Annotated in this window: 23 protein-coding genes; 17 read left to right on the forward strand and 6 right to left on the reverse strand. The window is 66.8% G+C overall.

What is annotated here, in order from left to right:
• Window positions 1-214: 214 nt before the first annotated feature.
• Both ACRCUN_RS12825 and ACRCUN_RS12830 read left to right on the forward strand, forming a co-directional pair.
• Window positions 215-1,729, forward strand: a complete 1,515-nt coding sequence (locus tag ACRCUN_RS12825) for a DEAD/DEAH box helicase (protein WP_462142008.1) — start codon at window positions 215-217, stop codon at window positions 1,727-1,729.
• Between the two features lie 18 nt (window positions 1,730-1,747).
• Window positions 1,748-2,965, forward strand: a complete 1,218-nt coding sequence (locus ACRCUN_RS12830; RefSeq protein ID WP_462142009.1) for an Rv3212 family protein — start codon at window positions 1,748-1,750, stop codon at window positions 2,963-2,965.
• Between the two features lie 11 nt (window positions 2,966-2,976).
• On the opposite strand, the gene ACRCUN_RS12835 is transcribed toward ACRCUN_RS12830, so the two are convergent.
• Both ACRCUN_RS12835 and ACRCUN_RS12840 read right to left on the reverse strand, forming a co-directional pair.
• The gene (locus ACRCUN_RS12835; protein ID WP_462142010.1) at window positions 2,977-4,062 is read right to left on the reverse strand and encodes a MerR family transcriptional regulator; all 1,086 of its coding nucleotides are present in this window, start codon (window positions 4,060-4,062) and stop codon (window positions 2,977-2,979) included.
• Between the two features lie 54 nt (window positions 4,063-4,116).
• Window positions 4,117-4,914, reverse strand: coding sequence for a ParA family protein (locus ACRCUN_RS12840; RefSeq protein ID WP_462142011.1), 798 nt, complete (start codon window positions 4,912-4,914; stop codon window positions 4,117-4,119).
• 58 nt (window positions 4,915-4,972) lie between these two features.
• On the opposite strand from ACRCUN_RS12840, the gene ACRCUN_RS12845 reads away from it, so the two are divergent.
• The 5 genes from ACRCUN_RS12845 (at window position 4,973) to ACRCUN_RS12865 (ending at window position 9,149) form a co-directional block, all read left to right on the forward strand.
• Window positions 4,973-5,584, forward strand: coding sequence for an acid phosphatase (locus ACRCUN_RS12845; protein ID WP_462142012.1), 612 nt, complete (start codon window positions 4,973-4,975; stop codon window positions 5,582-5,584).
• Window positions 5,581-6,669, forward strand: coding sequence for an isochorismate synthase (locus ACRCUN_RS12850; protein ID WP_462142013.1), 1,089 nt, complete (start codon window positions 5,581-5,583; stop codon window positions 6,667-6,669). Before ACRCUN_RS12845 ends, ACRCUN_RS12850 begins: the two co-directional genes overlap by 4 nt.
• Before the next feature lie 22 nt (window positions 6,670-6,691).
• Window positions 6,692-7,171 carry a GNAT family N-acetyltransferase gene (locus ACRCUN_RS12855; protein ID WP_462142014.1) on the forward strand — a complete coding sequence of 160 codons (480 nt, stop codon included), beginning with the start codon at window positions 6,692-6,694 and terminating at the stop codon, window positions 7,169-7,171.
• A gap of 66 nt (window positions 7,172-7,237) precedes the next feature.
• On the forward strand, window positions 7,238-8,521 hold the full coding sequence (locus tag ACRCUN_RS12860; RefSeq protein ID WP_462142015.1) for a hypothetical protein: 1,284 nt from the start codon (window positions 7,238-7,240) through the stop codon (window positions 8,519-8,521).
• Between the two features lies 1 nt (window position 8,522).
• Window positions 8,523-9,149 carry a hypothetical protein gene (locus ACRCUN_RS12865; protein ID WP_462142016.1) on the forward strand — a complete coding sequence of 209 codons (627 nt, stop codon included), beginning with the start codon at window positions 8,523-8,525 and terminating at the stop codon, window positions 9,147-9,149.
• 9 nt (window positions 9,150-9,158) lie between these two features.
• On the opposite strand, the gene ACRCUN_RS12870 is transcribed toward ACRCUN_RS12865, so the two are convergent.
• The 3 genes from ACRCUN_RS12870 to ACRCUN_RS12880 are packed head-to-tail and all read right to left on the reverse strand — an operon-like array spanning window position 9,159 to window position 11,772.
• Window positions 9,159-9,536: a hypothetical protein gene (locus ACRCUN_RS12870; RefSeq protein ID WP_462142017.1), complete on the reverse strand. Its 378-nt coding sequence runs from the start codon at window positions 9,534-9,536 to the stop codon at window positions 9,159-9,161.
• Window positions 9,533-9,973 carry a type II 3-dehydroquinate dehydratase gene (aroQ, locus tag ACRCUN_RS12875; protein WP_462142018.1) on the reverse strand — a complete coding sequence of 147 codons (441 nt, stop codon included), beginning with the start codon at window positions 9,971-9,973 and terminating at the stop codon, window positions 9,533-9,535. The genes ACRCUN_RS12870 and aroQ overlap by 4 nt, the downstream gene beginning before the upstream one ends.
• The gene (locus ACRCUN_RS12880; protein WP_462142019.1) at window positions 9,970-11,772 is read right to left on the reverse strand and encodes a bifunctional sugar phosphate isomerase/epimerase/4-hydroxyphenylpyruvate dioxygenase family protein; all 1,803 of its coding nucleotides are present in this window, start codon (window positions 11,770-11,772) and stop codon (window positions 9,970-9,972) included. Before ACRCUN_RS12880 ends, aroQ begins: the two co-directional genes overlap by 4 nt.
• A 106-nt stretch (window positions 11,773-11,878) precedes the next feature.
• Here ACRCUN_RS12880 and ACRCUN_RS12885 point away from each other — a divergent pair, with 106 nt between their 5' ends.
• The 3 genes from ACRCUN_RS12885 to ACRCUN_RS12895 all read left to right on the forward strand — a co-directional run bounded on the left by ACRCUN_RS12885 (window position 11,879) and on the right by ACRCUN_RS12895 (window position 14,894).
• Window positions 11,879-12,523: a TetR/AcrR family transcriptional regulator gene (locus ACRCUN_RS12885; protein WP_067854484.1), complete on the forward strand. Its 645-nt coding sequence runs from the start codon at window positions 11,879-11,881 to the stop codon at window positions 12,521-12,523.
• 104 nt (window positions 12,524-12,627) lie between these two features.
• Entirely contained in the window at window positions 12,628-13,512 is an 885-nt protein-coding gene (locus ACRCUN_RS12890; protein ID WP_462142020.1) for a shikimate dehydrogenase, read from the forward strand.
• Window positions 13,513-13,550: 38 nt separating this feature from the next.
• A complete protein-coding gene (locus ACRCUN_RS12895) occupies window positions 13,551-14,894 on the forward strand; it encodes an MFS transporter (RefSeq protein WP_462142021.1) in 1,344 nt (447 codons plus the stop codon).
• 13 nt (window positions 14,895-14,907) lie between these two features.
• Here the strand turns inward: ACRCUN_RS12895 and ACRCUN_RS12900 are convergent, their stop codons facing one another.
• Complete coding sequence (locus ACRCUN_RS12900; protein ID WP_462142022.1) at window positions 14,908-15,657, reverse strand: IclR family transcriptional regulator; 750 nt, start codon at window positions 15,655-15,657, stop codon at window positions 14,908-14,910.
• Between the two features lie 69 nt (window positions 15,658-15,726).
• Between ACRCUN_RS12900 and pcaH the strand changes: the two genes are divergently transcribed.
• The 7 genes from pcaH to whiB1 all read left to right on the forward strand — a co-directional run bounded on the left by pcaH (window position 15,727) and on the right by whiB1 (window position 20,531).
• Window positions 15,727-16,506, forward strand: a complete 780-nt coding sequence (gene pcaH, locus ACRCUN_RS12905; protein WP_462142023.1) for a protocatechuate 3,4-dioxygenase subunit beta — start codon at window positions 15,727-15,729, stop codon at window positions 16,504-16,506.
• A 1-nt stretch (window position 16,507) separates the two neighbouring features.
• Entirely contained in the window at window positions 16,508-17,062 is a 555-nt protein-coding gene (gene pcaG / locus ACRCUN_RS12910; protein ID WP_462142024.1) for a protocatechuate 3,4-dioxygenase subunit alpha, read from the forward strand.
• Window positions 17,059-18,255, forward strand: a complete 1,197-nt coding sequence (locus tag ACRCUN_RS12915; RefSeq protein WP_462142025.1) for a lyase family protein — start codon at window positions 17,059-17,061, stop codon at window positions 18,253-18,255. Before pcaG ends, ACRCUN_RS12915 begins: the two co-directional genes overlap by 4 nt.
• On the forward strand, window positions 18,252-18,620 hold the full coding sequence (gene pcaC, locus ACRCUN_RS12920) for a 4-carboxymuconolactone decarboxylase (protein ID WP_462142026.1): 369 nt from the start codon (window positions 18,252-18,254) through the stop codon (window positions 18,618-18,620). Before ACRCUN_RS12915 ends, pcaC begins: the two co-directional genes overlap by 4 nt.
• 10 nt (window positions 18,621-18,630) lie before the next feature.
• Complete coding sequence (locus ACRCUN_RS12925) at window positions 18,631-19,020, forward strand: YchJ family protein (RefSeq protein WP_462142027.1); 390 nt, start codon at window positions 18,631-18,633, stop codon at window positions 19,018-19,020.
• Between the two features lie 35 nt (window positions 19,021-19,055).
• The gene (locus ACRCUN_RS12930; RefSeq protein ID WP_462142028.1) at window positions 19,056-20,018 is read left to right on the forward strand and encodes a diacylglycerol/lipid kinase family protein; all 963 of its coding nucleotides are present in this window, start codon (window positions 19,056-19,058) and stop codon (window positions 20,016-20,018) included.
• Between the two features lie 258 nt (window positions 20,019-20,276).
• Window positions 20,277-20,531, forward strand: a complete 255-nt coding sequence (gene whiB1 / locus ACRCUN_RS12935; protein ID WP_003882795.1) for a transcriptional regulator WhiB1 — start codon at window positions 20,277-20,279, stop codon at window positions 20,529-20,531.
• Window positions 20,532-20,774: the final 243 nt, after the last annotated feature.

A 20,774-nucleotide genomic window follows, 5' to 3' on the forward strand; every position in this document is an offset into this window, starting at 1 on the left:
GACTTCTGGATCGATGCTGAGTCGCTTCTGGGCCGCACGAACCGCTACCAGGAAATGCGCGTGCACGCGTTGGCCCGCCAGCAGAGCTGGGCCCAGCGGATCGGCAGCGCCACCGGATACGGACGTATCCCGGCGAACCCGGCCGTTTCATCGTCGAACTCGTGCGCGCTGGATGCCCATGAGGTTTGACAGTGAAAGGTTACCTCCACCGCATATGACGCAACTCAATCCATCGTTTGCCAAACTCGGCGTTCGCGACGAAATAGTCCGCGCACTCGCCGACAACGGCATCGAACACCCCTTTGCCATTCAAGAACTCACCTTGCCCCTGGCGCTCGCCGGCGACGATCTGATCGGTCAGGCCCGCACCGGTATGGGCAAGACCTACGCATTCGGCGTACCGCTGCTGCACCGGGTCTCGACCGACGAAAGCCGTCCGCTGACCGGAACGCCGCGTGCGCTCGTCGTCGTACCGACCCGGGAACTGTGTCTCCAGGTCTACGACGATCTGGCCGCCGCGTCGAAATACCTGTCCGGGCCTGACCGCAAATTCACCGTGACGTCGATCTACGGCGGACGGCCCTACGAGCCCCAGATCGAAGCGCTCCGCAAAGGCGTCGACGTCGTCGTCGGCACCCCCGGACGCCTGCTCGACCTGGCACAGCAGGGTCACCTCCAGCTCGGCGGGCTGTCCGTGCTCGTCCTCGACGAGGCTGACGAAATGCTCGACCTGGGCTTCCTGCCCGACATCGAGCGCATCCTGCGGCTCACCCCCGACGACCGGCAATCGATGCTGTTCTCGGCGACCATGCCCGACCCGATCATCACGCTGGCCCGCACGTTCATGAACCAGCCGACCCACATCCGGGCCGAGGCACCGCACTCCGCGGCCACGCACGACACCACCGAGCAGTTCGCCTATCGGGCTCACGCCCTCGACAAGGCCGAGCTGGTCAGCCGGATCCTGCAGGCCAAGGGCCGCGGCGCCACGATGATCTTCACGCGCACCAAGCGCACCGCGCAGAAGGTGTCCGACGAACTCGCCGAACGCGGCTTCAAGGTCGACGCTGTACACGGCGATCTCGGCCAGGGCGCGCGCGAGAAGGCGCTGAAGTCGTTCCGCACCGGTGCGGTGGACGTGCTCGTCGCGACGGATGTCGCGGCACGGGGCATCGATATCGACGACGTCACGCACGTCATCAACTACCAGTGCCCCGAAGATGAGCAGGCCTACGTGCACCGCATCGGCCGCACCGGCCGTGCCGGCAAGACCGGTGTGGCGATCACCCTGGTCGACTGGGACGAGCTGGCCCGCTGGGAGACGATCGACAAGGCGCTGAACCTGGGTTGCCCCGACCCGGCCGAGACATATTCGAGCTCACCGCACATCTACGAGGAACTCGACATCCCGACCGATGCCACTGGCAACGTCGGCACACCGCGCCGGTCCCGTGCCAAGCGCCGCAGCGACGACTCCGACGGCTCCGAGACGCGGATCTCCTCGTCGGATGACTCGGCGGACCGCCCGGCCAAGACCCGCACGCGTCGTCGCACCCGCGGCGGCAAGCCCGTCACCGGTCATGTCGAGGCTGCGGCGGCATCGGACGACACCGACGCCGCGCCGGATTCCGGCGACAGCGCCGGCGAAGGTACGCATGCCGGGCGACGTCGGCGGCGGCGCCGTCCGCGCAAAACCGAAGCGGCCACTCAAGCAGCAACAACGGGCTGACCCTAAACTCGCCACCCGATGGTCAAACCCGAACGCCGCACGCGCGGCGATATGGTCGCGGCCGCGGCGATCGTTGTGGTGGTCGCCGTCGCCGCCGGATTGATCTGGTGGACCAGTGACGCTCGGGCGACGATCAGTCGACCCGCAGCGTCACCGGTGCCCTATCTGACCCCGGCCGCCGAGGTGCCCGCCGGCCTGCAACAGCTGTGGGCGACGCCGAGCCCGAAGACCACGGCTCCCGTCGTCGCCGGTGGATCGGTGGTGACCGGCGACGGCCGGACCGTCGACGGACGTGATCCGGTCACCGGTGCGGTGTTGTGGAGCTATGCCCGTGACGTCGAGTTGTGCGGTGTCACGTCGGTGTACCAATACGCCGTCGCGGTCTATCCGGACACTCGCGGTTGTGGGCAGGTCAGCACGATCGACGGCAAAACCGGTCGTCGCGGCCCGGCCCGCACCGGCTACTCCGATCCCGAGGTCAGGTTGGCCTCCGACGGTGTGACGGTGTTGTCGGCCGGTGACAGCCGCCTGGAGCTATGGCGTTCCGACATGGTTCGCATGCTGAGCTACGGCGCGCTCGATGCCCGGATCAAGCCGGATGTTCCGGCCTCGCCGGTGTGCCGGAAGCTGTCGGCAGCCGCGAGTTCCTCGGCGGTGTCGGTGCTGGAATCGTGTCCCAAACAGAAGGATGTGCGGCTGACGCTGCTGCGGCCCGCCGACGAGGAAGACACCCCAGAGGTGCGCTACGTCGAGCTGCCGGGTGTCACCGACGATTCCGGCGCGCAGGTGATCGCGGTGTCGGAGACGACGACAGCGGTGTATGTGCCGACGCCGAAGCCGACGGTCAACATCATCGACGAGACGGGTGCGACGGTCGCAAGCACGCTTTTGGCGAAGCCGGCCGCACCGCAGTCCACCACCACGAAGGCCGGTGATCTGATCACCTGGTGGACCGGCGACTCGGTACTCGTGTTCAGTGCCAGCGGCTTGCGCTACAAGTTCACTGTCACACCGTCGGGTCCCCATGTTCCGGTCGGCCCGGCCACGCTGATGGCCGGGCGCCTCCTGGTGCCCGTCGACGACGGCTATGACGTCTTCGACCCGGCCACCGGTGCGGGCGAGCGGCACATCGCGGTGCCCAGGCAACCGAGCGTGTCACCGGTCGTGCCCGCGGTGGCCGGCTCCACCGTGCTCGAGCAGCGCGGCTCGGAGATCGTGGCGCTCGGCCCCGCGTAACAGCTTGCGGCTCAACCGATGTCGATGATGACGACCGAGGTGTTGTCATGTCCGCCGGCGTCGTTGGCCACATCGACCAGTCGGCGCACGGCCGCCTCCGGTGCCACCGTGGCCGCGGCGTCGGCGATCGCCGCGTCTGCGGCGGCCGCGAACAGCCCATCGGTACTGATGAGCAACCGGTCGCCGGGACGACAGTCGATGTCGAGGAGATCTGGCTGAATGTGCGGGCCGATGCCGAGCGCCCGGGTGAGCAAGTGCCGCTGCGGATGGGAGCGCGCCTCATCCCGGGTGATCTCGCCGGCACGCACCAATTCACCCGCGACGCTGTGATCGTCGGTGAGCTGGTCCATCCGACCGTCGCGGATCAGGTGCAGTGGAGAGTCCCCGATGTTGACGGCCAGCGGACCACCGTCCTCGGAACCGAAGACGGCCACAGCGGTCAGCGTCGCACCCGAGACGGCACCGTCGCCCGTGACGAATTCCCACACCTGCTGGTTGGCGTGCTTCACGGCCTGGATCAAACCGGCTCGGTCCGGCGCGGCGGCGAATCCGGCTGCGAGGACTTCGAGCGCGATACGGCTGGCGTGTTCACCGCAGACCCCGAAGCCGTCGGCGACCGCGTACAGGATGCCGTCGGCCAGCACGGCATCCTGGTTGCTCTCCCGCACCGGCCCCTGATCAGAGGCGGTCGCTGCCGCGAGAACCGATGCCATCAGAAACGTCCTCTCGTCTTCGGGTTGTGACCGGCGGCGCCCTACCACCGGGTTGGGTCGTGTGGCCAGCTCCGCGCCGACCGTACCCAGCGCCTGGCGGCGCGTGTCGTACTCCGCATCCAAGGCGGCCAGCCACGCGGCGAGTTGCCGTTCACTCGGCTCGCGCAGATAAGCGGCGATCTCGGCCACCGGGACGTGGGCCTGACGCAACAGTGCGACAGTACGGGCCTCGGCCACCTGATGACGGTTGTAATAGCGATAGCCGGTCAGCTCATCGACGGCGGCGGGAATCAGAACACCCATCGCCGCGTATGACCGCAGCATCTTCGCCGACAGCCCGCATTCAGCTGCGAACTCCCCGATGCTCAGCAGTTCCTCGTTCATGCCGCCAAGGATTGCGCCTGCCCGTAGGACAAGGTCAAGGACGCACGTGGTGCGCTACCCCACTTCGGGGCTGAACGTCGGCAGTTTCTTGCCGGATTTCCAATGCTTGAGCAGTGCCTCGGCCAGCTCGCGATACGCCAGCGCGCCCTTGGTCTTGCGTCCGGCCAGCACCGACGAGCCCGACGCGCTGGCCTCGGCGAACCGGACCGTTCGCGGGATCGGCGGAGCCAGCACCGGCAGTTCGTACCGGTCCGCGACGTCGAGCAGCACGTCGCGGCTGTGAGTGGTGCGCGAATCGTAGAGCGTCGGCAGGGCGCCGAGCAGTTTCAGTTCGGCGTTGGTGATCTGCTGCACGTCGGAGATGGTGCGCAGGAACTGACCGACACCCCGATGGGCCAGCGTCTCGCACTGCAGCGGCACGATCACCTCGTGCGCGGCCGTCAATCCGTTGAGAGTCAGCACCCCAAGCGACGGTGGACAGTCGATGATCACCACGTCGAAGTCGGATTCAAGTTTCGCGAGCGCCCGCTTGAGCGCATATTCGCGCCCGGCGCGCATCAACAACATGGCCTCGGCGCCGGCCAGGTCGATGTTGGCCGGCAGCAGCGTCATCCCCTCGTCGGTCGCGACGAGCGCCGCATTCGGCTCGACCTCCCCGAGCAGCACCTCATGCACTGACACCGGCAGTTTGTCCGGGTCCTGGCCAAGCGAGAACGTCAGACAGCCCTGCGGATCCAGGTCGACCAGCAGCACACGCCGGCCCTTCTCCGCAATCGCCGCACCCAGCGACGCCACTGTCGTCGTCTTGGCTACCCCACCCTTTTGATTGGCGACCGCTAATACTCGCGTCACATGTTCATCCAAGCACGCTATGAGCGGCCGCGGCCCGACGTGCGGCAGAATCGCCGGTGTGAGCGCCACGCAGCACCGCCTTATGTTGCTTCGGCATGGTGAGACCGAGTGGTCCGCCAGTGGGAGGCATACCGGACGCACGGACCTGGACCTCACCGACACCGGCCGCTATCAGGCCAAGTTGGCCGCCGAAGCCCTCGCCGAGTTGCAGCTGCACGATCCGTTGGTGATCAGCAGCCCGCGCCACCGGGCGCTGGTCACGGCTGAACTCGCCGGGCTGACGGTCGATGAGGTCGACCCGCTGCTGGCGGAGTGGGACTACGGCGATTACGAAGGCCTGACCACCCCGCAGATTCGCGAGACCGAACCGGACTGGCTGGTGTGGACGCACGGCTGCCCCGGCGGCGAGAGCGTCGCCGAGGTCAGTGAGCGCGCTGACCGGGCCGTGGCACTTGCCTTGAGTCATATGGAAAGGCGCGACGTGGTGTTCGTCGGGCACGGTCACTTCTCCCGCGCGATGCTGACCCGCTGGGTGGAACTGCCGGTCTCCGACGGCATCCGGCTTTCGATGGTGCCCGCGTCGATCGCGGTGTGCGGGTTTGAGCACGGCGTCCGCCAGATCACCGCGCTGGGCCTGACCGCTCATCCCAACCCGTGCCTTCCCCAATGACACCGTCCTTCGTCCTGGCCGGTCCGTCCGGCACGGTGATCGCCGAGGGAATCCGGACGTCATACGCCGAGATCTCCGCGGCGCAAGCCGCATTGCGCTCAGGTGCGGCATCAATTGTCTTGGGCGCGTTGCCGTTCGACTTGTCCTCTTCCGCGGCGCTGCACGAGCCGGAGGACGTGCGGTTTGTCGACAGCTTGCCGAACTGGACAGTGGGCGCAGCCCCCGAGTTGCTCGGCCGCGAGACCGTGCCGCCGAGTGCGGTGCATCGCGAGCGCGTGGCCGAAGCGGTGCGACGACTGCGCGACCCCCGGACCGCGCTGGACAAGGTGGTGCTGGCGCGGGCCCTGCGGCTGACCGCCGGATCGCCCTGGGACGCCCGCGCCGTACTGCGCAGGCTCGCCGATGCCGATCCGGCCGCCACGGTGTATCTGGCGGACCTGAGCCCCGCGGGCGGACCGCATACGGGCGCCGCGTTGGTCGGTGCCAGTCCGGAACTACTCGTCGCCCGAGAGGGCGAATCGGTGATCTGCCAGCCGTTTGCGGGGTCGGCGCCGCGTGCGGCCGATCCGGACATCGACCGGGCCAATGCCGCTGCGCTCGCCGCCTCGGCGAAGAACCGCCACGAACACGAGCTCGTCGTCGATGTCATGCGCAAGGCCCTTGACCCGTTGTGTGTCGACCTGCAGATCGCCGCAGCACCCGAACTGCACGGCACCGACGCGCTGTGGCATCTGAGCACGCCCATCCGCGGCCGCCTGCGGGAAAAAGACACCACCGCCATCGATCTCGCGACGGCACTGCATCCCACGCCGGCTGTCGGCGGAGTACCCGCCGACCTGGCGGCCGCGCTGATCGGTGAGATCGAGGGCGACCGGGGCTTTTATGCGGGCGCCGTCGGGTGGTGCGACAGTCGCGGTGACGGCCGCTGGGTGGTGTCGATCCGCTGCGCGGTGTTGTCGGCCGATCGCCGCACCGCGTTGGCCAACGCCGGCGGGGGCATCGTCGCCGAGTCCGACCCGGACGACGAAGTCGAAGAGACCACGACCAAATTCCGCACGATCCTGACTGGACTGGGGGCAACATGAGTGACGCTTGCGAGGCCCGCGCATGAGCGAGTTGATCCGCCGGGCACAGCCAGGCGACGAGGTCGAGATCACCGCGATGATTCACGAACTGGCCGAATTCGAACGCGCCAGCGACGACTGCACGGTCACCGAAAAGCATATGCGCACCGCACTTTTCGGCGAACACCCGGTTGCCTATGCACACATGGTCGAGGTCGACGGGCAGCCTGCCGCCACGGCGGTGTGGTTCCTGAATTTTTCGACGTGGGATGGCGTGGCGGGCGTCTACCTCGAAGACCTGTACGTGCGGCCGGCGTTCCGGCGGCGGGGCCTCGCGCGGAAGTTGTTGTCCACGTTGGCCCGGGAGTGCGTGACGAACGGGTACTCGCGGCTGCAATGGGCGGTGCTGAACTGGAACGTCAACGCCATCGCGCTCTACGACGCGGTCGGCGGCAAGCCACAGACCGAATGGACCACCTACCGCGTCTCGGGCGCCGAGCTCACCGCGCTCGCCGAAAGCTGACGATCGTACATACGAGTAGTGCGTTACTCGTGACACCGAGGCGCATAGGGCGGGATGCTGCCGCATATGGACAGGCACGCGCGATTCAAGTGGATCGTGCTGACGGCGGGTCTGGTGCTGGCATGGACGATGCTCTCGTCGGTCGGTGCTCTCGCCGAACCCGACGATGACCTGACGACCACGCCCGAGGTTCCCGTCGCCGATGTGGCGGTCCCCACGATCACTCTCAGCGTTGACAAAGGTGGGCCCGGTTCTGCGGTGACGGCCAACACCACCGGCATGAATTCGTGCATGCGGAACCCGCGCGGAATGATCGCACTGTGGTGGGACGAAGATCCACTATCCGCGGACGCCGTCAGAACCGTGGATTTCGACAGCGGCAGCGTGGCCTTCGACTTCACGGTACCCACGACAGCGGATGCCCGTGAGCACACCGTGTCAGCGCAGTGCAGGAATCCCCTCGCTCCGGCCGTCAGCGCACCCGTCACCGCCACATTCCGAGTCACCTCGACCGAGAAACCCACGCTGACACTGGATCCGTCGAGCGGCGCACCGGGAAACGAGGTGGCCGCCACAGGCAGCGGGTTCCCTTGCCGCACAAACTTGCAACTGTTGTGGGACGGCGTGGAGGCAGTAAAGGACGACCTCGATGTCACCTTTGCCACGACGATCAAGGTGCCGCCGAACGCCGAACCCGGCCCCCACTTCGTCGAGACGTTCTGCGAGGGCCAGCCTGATCTCACTGTGCAGCAACCCTTCTCCGTTACCGGCACGGTGACGACACCGGTCACGACAAGCGATACCGCGGCGGCGAGTGAGCCGGTCTTGACAGTGCAGCCCAACCGCGGCCGGCCCGATGATTCCGTACGCATCAGCGGTACCGGGTTCACGTGTACGAGCACGTCGCCGACCGTGGACATCTGGTGGGAAGGTCGCCCGATGCGAAGCGGCCTCCCGGTTGACGGATTGGGCGAGTTCAGTGCACCGTTCGTGATTCCAACCGATGCCGGTGAGGGCCCACACGAGGTGCGGGCGACCTGCTCGGGCAAAACACTTACGGCGAAGTCCGAATTCAGGGTCGTGCCGGCAACCGCGATAACCCCACGTACCTGGCAGTGGCTCGGCTGGCTTGTCGCGGCGCTGGTTCTCGCGGCCATCGTCGCGGCCGCGCTTCACTTCCGTAGCCGTCGTCATCCTCGAACCCACGAAGTCGGCATCGACGTCCGAGCCGAACCGCACGTCGACACCGCCCCCACCGTCTCGGTGAGCCAAGCGCCGGAAGGCCGCACCCTCGCCATCCGCCTCGAGGCTCACCCTGACCCCGGCACGCAGACCGTCAGAGAGGTGTGACATGACCATGGCCACGCTGACCGGAACCGCCACCGTCCATGACGTGATCTTCGACGGCGTGCGTGGTGATCCCGTTGACGTGCTCGCGAAGTCACTACACGAGCACGACACGGTCGAGCCCGCGGTGAGCGGAATCGCGTCGTTGACCGCTCCCGCCCGCCACGCGGTCGAGCGGGCCGTCGCCGACGAGGTCGGCGAACTCCTCGACTTGGACCTGCGCGATCTGGCGGTCGCCGGTTGGAACCGCTACGGCGACCTCATGAAAGCCGCGCGCCGATCCCGGGATACACCGAAGAGCAAAGAGTATGTCTCGCTCGCGACCCACCAGATCACGTCCAGCCACCGACCCACGGTCGAGGTTTTCATCAACGGCACATCAGCCGCCGTCATCGACGTGAAACTCGACGTCACGTTCGAGATGGCCGGTGTGGTGGCTGTCGTGCAGGATGCACGACTGATCGAAGTACAGTCCGGGAACTGCACGGTGACCGCAACGTTGGCAGTCGGCAAGGCCGTCGTGGCCAAACGGCAGCGCCAGTTCGATGTGCCCGGGGCCATCCGGCTCAAAAACGGTGTGGCCCTGCTGCGTACGGATGCCCAACGTACGGAGGACCTACAGACGAGCTGACCGCCGGAATCAGTCGCGGCTCGTGAGCCACTGCACTGCCGACGGACTGAACAGCAGGCCCAGCGTCACCAGCGCCAACAGCCCGACCAACACGCCGTAGACGATGTGATGTGAGGTGACGACATACCACGCCACCGGCAGCAGCAGCAGGTTGGTCAGCACCGCGATGCCGCGGCCCCACCGCCGTCCGGTGATCAGCGCCCAGCCGCCCGCGAGCACACCACCACCGATGAGCACGAACCAGATCGCTGTTCCGTAGCCACTGACGATGTGCTGGTCGGCTCCACCGATGGCGCGCACCAGAAGCACGACGGCCATCACGAGTGCCGCCACCCCCTCCGCGGCGGTCAGGAAACCGGCGTACCGGACCGCGGGCGGCTGAATCACGACACCCGCCCCGCGAGGTAGCGCACCGCGTACTCGTATCCGGCCGCGCCCGCGCCCGCGATCACCACTTCGGCCACCGCCGACACGTAGGAGTGGTGGCGGAACGCTTCGCGGCGGTGGATGTTGCTCAGATGCACTTCGACAACCGGTCGCTCGACGGCGGTCAACGCGTCCGGGATTGCCACCGAAGTGTGGCTGTAGGCACCGGGATTGATGATGATGCCGGCACAGTCGGTGCGGGCGGCGTGGATCGCGTCGATCAGCTCGCCCTCGTGATTGCTCTGCACCGCGCGCACGTCGAACCCGAGTTCGGCAGCCAACTCGGTGACTGAGTGTTCGATGTCGGCGAGCGTGGTGGACCCGTAGATCTCGGGCTGCCGGGTGCCGAGCAGGTTGAGGTTCGGTCCGTTGACGAGCAGCAGGCGGCGATCGGTCACATCCGTACGGTACCGACGCCACCACGCTGCGCGGCAAGGCGTACCGGCGCATTGTCGGTGCCGTAGCCGTCGTATCCACCGAATCGCTGGACGAACTCGAAAAACACCGTGCCGACCGTGCGGGTGTAGAAGTGGATGAACTCGGCCCGCTGGCTGCCGGGAGTCCGGTCGTAGAGCAGGTTGAGCGCACGCAGCTCGGCAACGGTCGCGTCGGGCAGACCGAACCGTCCCGACAGGTAGTCGTAGTAGTTGTCCGGCACGGTGAGGAACACGAGCCCGGCAGCCGCGGCGGTACGGGCCAGCGCCATCACGTCCGAACAGGCGAACGCGACGTGTTGCGGCAGCCCGGCACCGTCGAGGATGTGCGGAGCGACGTTCAGCGGCACCCGCACCGACGAGTCCGCGTTGCGCATCACCTGGCTCCTGACCAGACCGGTGGGGCCCGGCACGTCGGCCGGGGCATCGGCGGTCATGCCGAACACACTCGTCAGGAAAAGCCTCGCGTCCTCGGCGGTCTGCCACGGCTGGGTCAGGTTCACGTGGTCGATCGCACGGACGAAGCTCGGGCCGGCTTCCGGCAGCCCGCGTTCGAACTCCGCGACCCAGGCCGGCGTGCCGTCGCCGGAAGGCTCGGTGACCCAGAAGAATTCGGTGCCGTCGGGCGCGACCGCACCACCGAAAGGCTGCTCGGCGGCAAACGTGCGCCGGTAGGCCACAGGCGCCATGAGTTCGGCGGCACGTTGCGAGGTGGCGTCGGCGTCGGGTACCTGGAGTCCGACGGCCGCGACATGCGGCACCTCGTCGCGCGCCTGCTGTTCGTTGAGCACGACACGCGCTCCCCCGGCCGACCACAGCGACACCGGCTTGGTGCGATGCCTGCCGCGCGGCGTGAAACCGAGTTGGCCGAGCAGGATTTCGACCTCAGTGGTGTCTTCGGCCTTGATTTCGACGAAGTCGAACCCGGTGGGAGGCTTGGCATCGGTGAGTGTCGACGACACCTGATCACGCAACCACAGCAGCGACCGCAACGCATGCACCGCGGTGTGGCCCGGGTCGGTTTGGCGGAACGTGTCGTTGAAAACCTCAAGCGACAGCGGCCCCGCATAGCCGGTACCCAGGGTGTACTGCACGAATTCGGCCAAGTCGAACGCGCCCTCACCGGGGAACAGCCGGTGGTGACGACTCCAGGACAGCACGTCCATGTTCAGCGCCGGGGCGTCGGCGAGCTGCAGATAGAAGATCTTCTGCCCGTCGATGTCGGCGATCGCGGCCGGATCGTGCCCGCGGGAAAGAACGTGGAAGCTGTCGAGACAGATTCCCACCGCCGGATGGTCGGCGATCTGCACGATCCGCCACGCCCGGCGATAGTCGTCGACGAACCGGCCCCAGGCCAGCGCCTCGAACGCGATGCGGATGCCGTAGGTGGCGGCCAGATCGCCGACGCGGCGCAATTGGTCGGCCGACACCTCATCGGAGTCCACGGTGGCGGTGGCGACGTTGCTGCACACGAGCACGGTGTCGATGCCGAGGCGCTGCGCCGTGGCGAAGGTGGCCCCGGCGCGGCGCAGGTTGTCGGCGAACGTCACCTCGTCGACGCCCTCGAGGTCGCGCAGCGGCTGGTAAAGGTCGAGGGTCAATCCCAGGCGCTGCGCCAGATGTCGAATCTCCTCGGGCGAGTGCTCACTGGCGATCAGGTCGGGTTCGAAGATCTCCACACCGTCGAAACCGGCGTCGGCACAGGCGTGCAGCTTCTCGACGAGCGATCCCGACAGCGAGACCGTGGCGATCGACGTCTTCATCATTCCTCCTGTGACGGGGGCCACTATCGCCTCAATGTACCAAATAGTTAATTGAGGCGGAAGAGTTGCGCAGGCGTCGGCGCCTCCCCCAGTAAGCTCTGCCGACATGGCCGCCAAGCCGAAAGCCGAACTGCAACGCGATGCCGAGCGCACGCGTGCGGAGCTGCTGGAGGTGGCCACCGAAGTGTTCGCTGAATCGGGATATTCCGGCGCGCGCGTCGACGAGATCGCCGAACGCACCCGCACCACGAAGCGGATGATCTACTACTACTTCGGCGGCAAGGAGCAGCTGTATCTCGCCGTCCTGGAGAACGCCTACCGCGGCATCCGCGCTGCTGAACAGCGGTTGCGCGTCGATCACGCCAATCCCGTGATCGCGATCCGCAGGCTCGCCGAGGTGACGTTCGACCACCACATTGCCCACGACGCGTTCATCCGGCTGGTGTCCATCGAGAACATCCATCGCGGCGAGTTCATCCGGCAGTTGCGCGAGCTCCCGGACCTCTCCCGGCCGGCGACGTCACTGCTCGACGAGATCCTGCGCGACGGGCGCGAAGCCGGCGTGTTCCGCGACGACGTCGACGCGCTCGACGTACATCTGGTGATCAGCTCGTACTGCGTGTTCCAGGTTGCCAACCGCTACACCTTCGGTTACCTCTTCGACGTCGACCTCACCGAGACGTCGCAGCGCGCTCACCTGCGTCGCATGCTCGGCGACATGGTGGTCGGCTGGCTCACCAGCCGGCCGTAACGGCGCCTCGTCGAGAGCCACCTCACATTCACCCCTTGACGCGACGCGCAACACAGTGCTCTACTTTGCGAACGTACTAGTTCGTACATTAAGGAAGGCAGCTGATGACCCTCAAATCGGACGCGGGGCGGCCCTATCTCGTTGGCCTCGTGGGCACCGGCGTGGGTCCCTCCCTGACTCCCGCGCTGCACATGGCCGAAGGCCGGGCCGAGGGCCTGGACTACGTCTACCGGACCATCGACCTCAACGAGTTCGGCATCGCCCCCCACCAGATCGGCGAGGTGCTGTCGTGGGCGCGGACACTCGGTTACGACGCGCTCAACATCACTCACCCGTGCAAGCAGCTCGTCCTGGACCACCTCGACGACATCGACGAGACCGCGCGCATGCTCGGCGCAGTCAATACCGTCGTGTTCGACCGCGGAACGTCGGTCGGTTACAACACCGACACCACCGGATTCGCCCATGGGTTCGCCGAGGGCTTGCCGGGAGTGCCCATGACCTCGGCCGTGCTCGTCGGAGCCGGTGGGGCAGGGGTTGCCGTCGGTGACGCGCTGCTGCGCATCGGTATCGGCCACCTGACCGTCGTCGACCTCGACGTCGACCGGGCCGCGACGTTGGCCCGCGAACTCGCAGGCCGCCACGCGTTGTCGCGCGTCGACGCGTCCTCACTGGACAAACTCTCGGTGCTGTTGCCCGACACCGACGGCATCGTGCACGCGACACCGACCGGCATGGCCGAGCACCCCGGACTGCCGTTCGACGCAGCCCTGCTGCACCCCGGCCTGTGGGTGGCCGACATCGTCTACCGGCCCCTGGACACGGCGCTGCTACAGGCGGCCCGCGCGGCAGGCTGTCGAACCCTGGACGGCGGCCACATGGCCGTATACCAAGCCGTCGACGCCTTCGCCCTCATCACCGGACTGACCCCGGACGCCGACAGAATGTCGGCCCATTTCCGCGATCTCGTCGCTCAAACCGCCGCCTAAAGCCACACCGCCCAGCACAATTCGCTAAGGAGCAGCTGATGACCACCACCGCACCCCGGACACCGGATGGGCCGGGCGCACGCACCCCGAGGCGCGCAGCGCTGGCCAGCTTCATGGGCAGCGCTGTCGAGTACTACGACTTCTTCCTGTTCGGATCGGCTGCCGCACTGATCTTTCCGCACGTGTTCTTCCCCTCCGACGACGAAGCCGCGCTGGTGATGTCGTTCGCGACGTTCGGGTTCGCCTACGTGGCGCGCCCGGTTGGCGCCTTCATCCTCGGCCACTTCGGCGACCGCATCGGCCGTCAGCGCGTGCTGATGTTCACGCTCGTGCTGATGGGCCTGTCGACGTTCCTGATCGGCTGCCTGCCCAGTTTCGACACGATCGGCTGGGCCGCCCCGGCCCTGCTGGTCGTCTGCCGGTTGATGCAGGGCTTGTCCGCAGCCGGCGAGCAGGCCGGTGCGAGTTCACTGACCCTCGAGCACTCCCCCGACCACCGCCGCGCGTTCTTCACGTCGTGGACGCTGACCGGAACCCAGGGCGGCCTGATCCTCGCCTCGCTCGTGCTGATTCCGTTCGTATCGCTGCCCGACGAGGCCAAATACGGCTGGGGCTGGCGGGTGCCGTTCTGGCTCAGCGCCGTCGTGGTGGTCGTCGCATACTTCATCCGCCGCCAGCTGCACGAGACCCCGCAGTTCACCGAGGCCAAGGCGGCAGGCACCATCGCGCGAGTGCCGTTGGTGCCGCTGCTGCGCAACCACTGGCGCGACGTCCTGCGCGTCATCCTGTGCGCGTTCATCGCAGCGGTCTCGACCGTCTTCGGCAACCTGGCGATCGCTTACGGCAAGAAGGTCGGCCTGGACGCCGACGTCACACTGTGGCTCGTCGTGGTCGCCAACGTCGTCGCGCTCGGCACCCAACCCATGTTCGGGATTCTCGCCGACCGCATCGGCCGCAAGCCGGTATTCGTCTACGGCGCACTGTCGTCGGCCGCGCTGATGCCGTTCTACATGCTGTCGATGAGCGGCGGAAACCAGCTGCTGACCTTCGCGCTCGCGGTCGCCACGTTCTCGTTCGGCTACGCCGCCGCGAATGCGGTGTGGCCAGCGTTCTACGGCGAGATGTTCTCGACGCAGGTCCGCTTCTCCGGCATGGCGATCGGCACCCAATTGGGCTTCCTCGTAGCGGGTTTCGCGCCGTCGATCGTCACCGCGCTGGGCGGCGTGCGCGAAGGCGGCTGGGTCGTGATCAGCATCTTCACCGCGGTCGTCTGCCTGATCGCCGCCGCTGCAGCCCTGACCGCACGCGAAACCAAGGATGTCCCCACCGACATGCTGGGCCACAAGATGCCGGCCTCCACCAAAGAGCTTGTGCATCACTGAAACAACGCATCGATCAGAGCAGGCGCCCGATACCCCGCGCGGCGACCTGCAGGGCGCCGAGCAACCGCTGGCGGTCGCGTTTGAGGGTGGGCACGACCACCCCGATCGCGGCCGCCACGGTGTCGTCGGAAGCCCGGATCACCGGTACCGCCATCGAGCACGCACCAAGTGACATCTCCTCGACGGTCGTGGCCACACCGTCACGCCGGATCTGTTCCAGTTGCGCCACAAGTACATTGGGCGTCGTGATGGTGTAGGGCGTGACCCGGGTGAGGGTCGCCAGTGCCCGCCGCTCGACATCTTTCGGGGCGTGCGCGAGCAACACCTTGCCCACGCCGGTGCAATGCAGTGGCAACCGGCTGCCGACCGTGCTGACGATAGGCACCGACGCACGGCCCGACATGCGTTCCAGATACAGCACCTGGGCGCCGTCACGTACGGCCAGATGCACTGTCGCCAGCGTGGCCGCGTAAACGTCGTGCAGAAACGGTTCCGCCACTTGTTTGATCCTGCCCTCAACCGGGGCACGCAGGCCGGCCTCCCACAACAGCTTTCCGATGACGTAGCGCCCGTCCTCACGGCGGTCAAGCGCCGCGCCCGCCACGAGTTCCCCCGCCAGTCGAGAAGCAGTGGGAAGCGCGAGATTCGCCCGCTGCGCAAGTTCTGTCAGAGTGAGCGCGCGGTGGCGTTCATCGAAGGCAGCGATGATGGCCAGCAGTCGCGAGGCCACCGTTGCGCCAGGCACCGAAGTGTTGCCGGCCATCTACACTTCCTTTCACTGAGCGAAAGTCTAGTCTTCCCGCGGCCGCCGGGCGTAATTAGCGTCAAGTTCATGACAGCCCAAATCGACACCAATCCCGACAGTGCGTCGGCGAGCCAGGCGGAGATCAACGCCGAGATCGCCGCCATCGAAACCGGGTATCTGCAAACCGGTGTCGAGGAGACACAGCCACGTCTGGACTATGCGCCCTACCGCAGCAGCCTGTTGCGTCACCCCACCAAAAACCTGCATCACGCCGACCCCGAGACCATCGAGACCTGGGCACCGGTGTTCGGAGCGCGCGACGTGCATCCGCTGGAAGCCGACTTGACGATTCAGCACGACGGCGAGCCGATAGGTGAGCGGATGGTGGTGACCGGACGCATCGTCGACGGCGAAGGGCGGCCGGTGCGCCGTCAGCTCGTCGAGATCTGGCAGGCCAATTCGGCCGGGCGCTACATCCACAAACGCGACCAGCACCACGCGCCGATCGATCCCAACTTCACCGGTGTAGGACGGTGTCTGACCGACGACAACGGCACCTACCGCTTCACCACCATCAAGCCGGGCCCGTACCCATGGAAGAACCACCGCAATGCGTGGCGTCCCGCGCACATCCACTTCTCGTTGTTCGGAACGGATTTCACCCAGCGGATGATCACCCAGATGTACTTCCCGGGCGATCCCCTGTTCGGCCTCGACCCGATCTACCAGTCGATCACCGATCAAAAAGCCCGCGACAGGTTGGTCGCCGCCTACGACCACGACGTCACGAGCCACGAATGGGCCACCGGGTACCGCTGGGACATCGTCCTGACCGGCGCCCACCGCACGCACTTCGAGGAGGACTGACATGGGTACGCTCCTTATGGCAACCCCGGGCCAGACCATTGGCCCCTTCTACGGCTACGCGCTTCCGTTCGACCGGGGCAATGAGCTTGTGCCAACCGGCGTTCCGGGGTCCATCCGATTCCACGGCCTCGTCACCGACGGCGAGGGAAAGCCGGTGCCCGATGTCATGCTGGAGATCTGGCAGGCCGACGGTGACGGGCAGATCGCCCGGTCGGGTGGCTCCCTGCATCGCGACGGCTGGACGTTCACCGGCTGGGGCCGGGTGTCCACCGACGACGAAGGCCACTTCAGCTTCACGACCGTCGAACCCGGCGCCACCGATCCCGGCCGCGCCCCGTTCATCGCCATCACCGTGTTCGGCCGTGGACTGCTCAACCGCTTGTTCACCCGCGCATACGTGCCCGGTCCCGGCTGCGACGACGAACCCCTACTGGCAAGCCTGCCCGAGGATCGCCGTCAGACCCTGATCGCCGAACGCGACGCACAAGGGCTGCGGTTCGACATCCGACTACAGGGCGAGAACGAAACCGTCTTCCTGCGGTTCTCGGGCCAGTGAGCGATCTGTTCTGGCCGGGCGACCACCGGGCCGGCGACCTGATGAGCGGCGCCGCATTTTTGGACGCCTTGATATCAGCCGAAAATGATTGGCTGACAACACTTGTCGACTCCGGCATCGCGCCACGTGCGGCCACGGCCGATCTGCATGCCCTGATTCGTCCCGGCGACCTCGACGAGATCGCCGCCGGTGCCGAACGCGATGGCAACCCGGTCACGAGTCTGGTGGCACTGCTGCGGTCACGCGCAGAAGGTGAGCCGTCCCGCTGGCTGCACCGCGGCCTGACCAGTCAGGACGTGCTCGACACCGCACTGATGCTGTGCGTGCGTGACGCATTGCAGGCGATCACCGACGACATCGGTCGGCAGGTTCGAGCCCTGGCGGAGCTCACCGAGACGCACTGCGGCACGCCGATGCTGACCCGCACCCTGACCCAACCCGCACTACCTGGCACCGCGGGCCGAAGGTTCTCGGTTTGGCTGACCGCGGTGCTCGATGCCGCCGAATGCCTGAAAGCGTTGTCTCCATTGCCCATTGCCGTCGGCGGGGCGGCGGGAACCCTGGCCGCCACCACCGAGCTCGCCGGGTCGCCGGAGGCCGCCTTGGCGTTGACCCGGCGATGGGCCGAGGGTCTCGGACTGGCGGCGGCACATCCCTGGCACACCACACGCTCGGTGATCACGCGGGCCGGCGATGCACTGGTCGGCTGCTGTGACGCCTGGGGGCACCTGGCCAACGACATCGCCGCCGGAAGCCGTACCGGTGAACTGTCCGAGGGGTCCGGCGGTGGCTCATCGACCATGCCGCACAAGAACAATCCGGTGCTTACGGTGCTGCTGCGCCGGGCGGCGCTGACCGCTCCCCCGCTCGGCGCCACCCTGCATACGACATCGGCGGCGAGCATCGACGAACGCTCCGACGGCGGATGGCACGCAGAATGGGCCACGCTCGCCACGCTGACGCGGCGCACCGCGGTGGCCGCGTCGGAGGCGGCGGACCTGCTGGCCGGGCTCCGAGTGGACACCGACCGCGCTGCCGCCAACCTCGCCGCAGCACAAGGCATTCACGCCGAACAACAGAAGATGGCCGAACTGACCGGCCGAGAACCTGCCCCGAACTACCTCGGCGCCTCCGACCTCCTCATCGACAGCGCGCTTCAGCGCGCCCGCGACTATCTGAAGGATGCACCATGACCACCCATGAGGACGGCATGACTGTGCGGCGCGAGGTACTCGGCGACGATCACGTCGACCGCGCCGTCGCGGCCACGACGGAGTTCACGGCCGACTTCCAGGATCTCATCACCCGGTATGCGTGGGGCGAGATCTGGACCCGGCCGGGCCTGGACCGGCGATCACGCTCGATGATCACCCTCACCGCGATGATCGCCCGGGGCCACCACGACGAATTGGCGATGCACGTGCGCGCCGCCCTGCGCAACGGGCTGACCACCGACGAGATCAAGGAAGTCCTGCTGCAGAGCGCGATCTACTGCGGAGTGCCCGACGCCAACACGGCGTTTCGGATCGCGGCCCGGGTGCTCGCCGAGGAGGCGTGATAATCGTCGGGTGCCGCGTGATGGAGCCTGCCCGTGCGGATCGGGCGCCGACTACACCGCCTGTTGCGGTCCGCTGCACCGCGGCGAGCGGGCTGCGGATACCGCCGTCGCACTGATGCGCTCGCGCTTCAGCGCTTTCGCGGTCGGTGACGCCGATTACCTGATGGCGACCTGGCATCGCACCACGCGCCCGAAGACGCTCACACTCGACGACACCATCGTGTGGCGTCGGCTGCAGATCGTCGACACCGAAGCCGGCGGCGGTGATGACGCTCACGGCGTCGTCGAGTTCCGGGCCCAGTACGTGGCGGACGGCGAACGGCGCATACTGCACGAACGCAGCCGGTTCACCCGTACCGGCGGAAAGTGGATGTACGTCGACGGGGATCTGCTGGACTGACGGTCCTTCACATTGCCCGGATAGGGTGGTGCCCCGTGCGTGCCGTGCTGATCGTCAACCCGAACGCGACCTCGACCACCCCTGCCGGGCGTGACCTCCTCGCTCACGCACTCGAAAGCCGCGTCACGCTCACCGTCGCGCATACCGACCATCGCGGTCACGCGATCGAGATCGCCCGCGATGCCGCACGCGACGGCGTCGACGTGCTGATCGTTCACGGCGGCGACGGGACGGTCAACGAAGTGGTCAACGGAGTTCTGCCCGCCTGCGGCACCCGCCCGGACGCCGGCACCGCGCCCGCGGTCGCGGTGGTGCCGGGCGGATCGGCGAACGTGTTCGCCCGTGCCCTCGGCATCAGCCCGGACCCGATCGAAGCCACCAACCAACTCGTCGACCTGCTCAGCGACTATCGGATGGGTCGGCCGTGGCGGCGGATCGGCTTGATGGACTGCGGGGAGCGTTGGGGAGTGTTCACCGCGGGTATGGGCGTCGACGGCGACGTGGTGGCGGCGGTGGAAGCGCAGCGCGCCAAGGGACGCAAGGTCACCGCGGGCCGCTACATCCGGGTGGCGGTTCGCCAGTTCCTGGCGAGCGCCCGCAAGGAGCCGGAACTGACGCTGCACCTGCCCGGCATCGAACCGATCACCGGCGTGCATTTCGCGTTCGTGTCCAACTCCAGCCCGTGGACATACGCCAACACCCGGCCGGTGTGGACCAACCCGAACACGACGTTCGAGACGGGGCTGGGAGTGTTCGCGACGACGAGCATGAACCTCTGGGCGAACCTGCGCCTCGTGCGCCAGATGGTGGCCAAGAATCCGAGGATCACCGGCAAGCACCTGATCCGCAATGACGACGTCTCGACCGTGACAGTGACGAGCGACACGCCCGTCTCGTGCCAGATCGACGGGGATTACGCCGGTTTGCGCGAAACTGTGACGTTCACCGCGGTTCCGGACGCTCTGTGCGTCGTCGCACCTCCGGCAAAACCGCTCTGAACTGGGAGAATAATCTCACACCTGGCAATTTAGGGCGCAGGTGAGTTCAGTGTAGTACAAACGAATGAGGGGTCTGGTAACAGCCCTACGTAGTGACATTGCCCACGTGTTAACTCACTGCTATTGACATCTGTTCAGCCTGTGAAAGCATCGGATGCAACAGTGCAGAAACATTTCGTGTGCACGCGTTAACAGCCGAAGAAAAACTCGTGCGCTTCGCTGCGCACACATGACAAATCTGACGAGGAGTTTGATCTTATGGATTGGCGCCACAAGGCGGTCTGTCGCGACGAGGATCCGGAGCTGTTCTTCCCCGTGGGGAACAGCGGCCCGGCGCTGGCCCAGATCGCTGACGCGAAGCTCGTGTGCAACCGCTGCCCGGTGACCACCGAGTGCCTCACCTGGGCCTTGGACTCCGGCCAGGACGCCGGCGTGTGGGGCGGGATGAGCGAGGACGAGCGTCGCGCGCTCAAGCGTCGCAACGCCCGCACCAAGGCCCGCACGGGAGTCTGAGCCTTCGCACAGCTTCCCCGAAGCACCTACGGCCCCGACGAAATAGTCGGGGCCGTAACCTTTTTCCCGACGAATTCAATAGCGAATTGAGTAATCGCCGTCACATTTCGCATTGACGAAACTGTCTATTTAATCGGCGTGGCTGCACCGGGCCTGCCAACCGTCTGCCAACTGCCTGTGGCGGCTCGCTACCGCCTGTCTCTGGTACACATCTCCGACGCCCACGAGACGCATAAGCTTATT

The organism is Mycobacterium venezuelense, from assembly GCF_054919535.1.